Annotated in this window: 3 protein-coding genes; all 3 read right to left on the reverse strand. The window is 30.4% G+C overall.

Going from position 1 to position 3,199, the window contains the following annotated elements:
* Positions 1 to 855 precede the first annotated feature (855 nt).
* From ACOVQ4_RS17220 to ACOVQ4_RS17230, 3 genes are read right to left on the reverse strand one after another with little or no spacing between them, the layout of a single operon-like run.
* A complete protein-coding gene (locus ACOVQ4_RS17220) occupies positions 856 to 1,737 on the reverse strand; it encodes a hypothetical protein (protein WP_421821857.1) in 882 nt (293 codons plus the stop codon).
* Positions 1,738 to 1,739: 2 nt separating this feature from the next.
* Positions 1,740 to 2,279, reverse strand: coding sequence for a hypothetical protein (locus ACOVQ4_RS17225; RefSeq protein ID WP_421821858.1), 540 nt, complete (start codon positions 2,277 to 2,279; stop codon positions 1,740 to 1,742).
* Positions 2,280 to 2,290: 11 nt separating this feature from the next.
* A complete protein-coding gene (locus tag ACOVQ4_RS17230) occupies positions 2,291 to 2,935 on the reverse strand; it encodes a hypothetical protein (RefSeq protein ID WP_421821859.1) in 645 nt (214 codons plus the stop codon).
* Positions 2,936 to 3,199 lie beyond the last annotated feature (264 nt).

A 3,199-nucleotide genomic window follows, 5' to 3' on the forward strand; every position in this document is an offset into this window, starting at 1 on the left:
GTACTTTTTGTATTGTTTGTAACTTTACCAATTTTATATTGTACTATTCTTGTCGTACTTTTAGGATTGTTTTGAAATTAATTCTCCTTCTAAATTATTATATGATTTGTTGCTTTGGAGATTATTTCAAATTTTCAATTGTTTGATAATGGCCAAAGTTTAAATCAGCAATTTACTCAAATTTCACTTACTACGTCCTACCGTAAAATAAGAAAAGGGCTCTTTGTAAGAGAATTAAAAATTAATTAACCTAAATCAATATACGTTATTTACCAAGGTATAGTTTAAAAATCTCTTTTGCATAACTACTCTATGATATTTCTCTATGGATTAGTCTATAAGACTTTGATTATTTTACCTTTTTTTAAGAAATGACTTATTTTTCTTCTAACCCAAAATCGTAATTTTAAGCTTTACAAAAAATGAATTATGATTTTTGGGGTGGCGCTTTCTTTGAGTGGCTCAATCCCATTTTTTGATTTCTGAGAGTAATTGTGCTCTATGCTCCACCAATCTGAAATGATTTCGTTGTTGGTAATCGATGTTTTTTCGTATATATAGAAGCGTAATTTGATAGCACTTGATAGTAAAAGCATTACACAATATTAAATTTAATGAACCCTACAAGGTTAGGGTTAGATAGGTTTGCTCAAACTTTAAGGGTAAAAAGGTCGGATAGTTGAATTTGGAGGTAAATTGTATTATTCAAAGTTTGGCGAGTTATCGAATAAAAAAATCCACCCGTATTTGAGTGGATTTTTCGTAGGCCTTCGCTGGAAAAAGTAATTTTCAAGGGAAGCTTAAGTAAGGCAATATCCTTAAAAATATTGAATCATCACAACTTAAAAATGTAGACTACAACAAAGCGATGTATTTTCGAATCTCTTTTAGTACATTCATATAACCTTCTGAATAAGAATGCTTGCTGGTTGGATACCTACTGACGCTTCTTATTCCTTTCCTCAAAAGTTCAACAGCCTCGGCGGCATCATTATCATCATAAAAGATTTGACTGTATTCTGAAAGCTCTGATGGCTCTATACCGATACCATTCTGATAAAAAGCGTAAGGAGATACTAAAATACTTCTGTCGAAGTATGGAAGGTCACGTCCTACTACCATTTCAAAATACGAAATCATAAAATCAATTTGGGCAAGTGTTCGAATTTTAATTTGTTCTTTACTTTCTTTTTTTGAAGGTTTAATTCTCCATCTATTTCTGTCAAAGCTCAATAAGTCATAAGAATTATATTCAAAGTGATCATCCCTTTTCAAAAGTAACTTTACTTCTGCACCCTTGGCATGTTTTCCTTTCAAAATCAAAAACTCTAAATTATCATTTTCATCTAGTTGAATCTCTTTTTTGAAACGAATTGTGCCTAAATCTTTGATATCCAAAACAACCATATCTGTATTGTCATCTTGTGACCATTGACCAAAAAGAAATTTACCAGTGCTAGAAAACACAGTTACCGTATCATTATCTTGAAATTTAATAAAACCATCTGTGAGATATTTATTCAACTTGGTCTCCAAGCTCTGACCCAAAGTTGTATCTACTTTTTCTTTAACTTCAAGCGTTGTAATCTTAAAATTAGTTCTTATATCATTTTTTGATTTGCATCCAGCTAATATGGTGCAGAAAATAAAAAGAAGTACGGTTAGTGTAGGTGATGTCTTCATTTTTTGATGTAAAAATTTATTTGCCTGAATTTGATATATTTGGTTTGCTGTCAAGATTAATCTTTATAATCTTCGTCTTTAAATAATGTCACGATTGGTTCAACAAAAGTGATCATAAAACCCACTATGCATATATAAAAACCTTCCTGCATTTTGATTTCAATAGTTCTAGCAAAAAAATCACTCGAGTAGTTATTTAATTGAGAATTGATTGAACGAGACATTAAAAAAAGTAAAATTATGCCAACAAAAGAGTTAATCATTAGTATATCTCTTTTTTGACGTATTTTAAGAAAACTAAGGGTAAGTCCAGCCATTCCTAATATTAGTATCGCAATCCCATAATACTTTAATTCACGATTGTTATTTTGATTTTCTGATTTTTGGATTGAGGTATTAGGATTTTTCTGTGGAAATATATCACTATTCTGAATATTAGTTCCATTCATTTTTGCATTACCTGTGATGACCTCAATACCTGTTGCTGTGAAAACATCTTCATTTTGACATCTTACGACTAAAAACGGTAGTAGAAAACTTACAATGACTAGTGTGTAGGATACTCTTGAGAACAAGTTGAATAATTTTAGTTGCATTATAGTGTGGATTAAATGTGATTGTTTAGATGAGATTCATCAGTGTTACCGACATCAGGTTTGATTAATTTAGCCTCATGGTAATCACTCAAGAGTTTTAGTTGAAATATCATTAGTGCGAATACAATTGCAAAGCAAAAGTAAAAGCCATATCCAGCTTGAACTTCTACAAACATTTCGTATCCATTCAGTAATTTATTTGATTTGGATGAGCTATTGTAGTATTCTATAAATGCAAAATAAAAAATTAGGCATAGTAACTGTACTATGGTAAATAGTAAAAGGTGCAATAGTTTCAATCGCTGAAACTGTCGCAAATAACTTAAAATTAAAATGAATACAGTTGAAATCAAAAAAGTAATTAAAGCAGGATTGGGATTGATACTAGATAGATTTCTCAATTCTGCGCGCGTTTTGATTTCTTTTTCTTGAGTTTCGAAATCTTTGTGTTGCTGACTTCCTTGGTTGATTCTATCTGCATACTCAACAAGATTACTAATCTTATTTAAATAATTCCCTCCCTTTGTCATCTGATATCCATTCAACTCAAAGATTTTTTGACCTGTTGAACACTTGACGGTTAAAAAAGGCAGAAAGAAAATTACAAGAATTGTTGGGTAAGAAATACGATGGATTAAGGTGTTGAATGCGTTCATGTGTAGAGTTTTTGTTAATATGAAAACAAATATACTAACTTTTATATAAATACTTAAAATGAGCAGACAATAAAGTTTCTTCCTAAGTGGTAGTTTTTTTACTTTATCGAAATTCTGGAAAATTTTCTGATACATTCAATAGACTAAAAGAGCCTATTTCAAGAAAAAATACAATACATTGAAAACAGTATTGAAATTGACGTTCACAAGAGTCGTTCAGAAATCTTTGTGAGGTATTTTGTACGATTGCGGAAAATTGGTTAT

Origin of the sequence: Flectobacillus sp. (assembly GCF_049240685.1) — a bacterium.
Lineage (GTDB): Bacteria > Bacteroidota > Bacteroidia > Cytophagales > Spirosomataceae > Flectobacillus.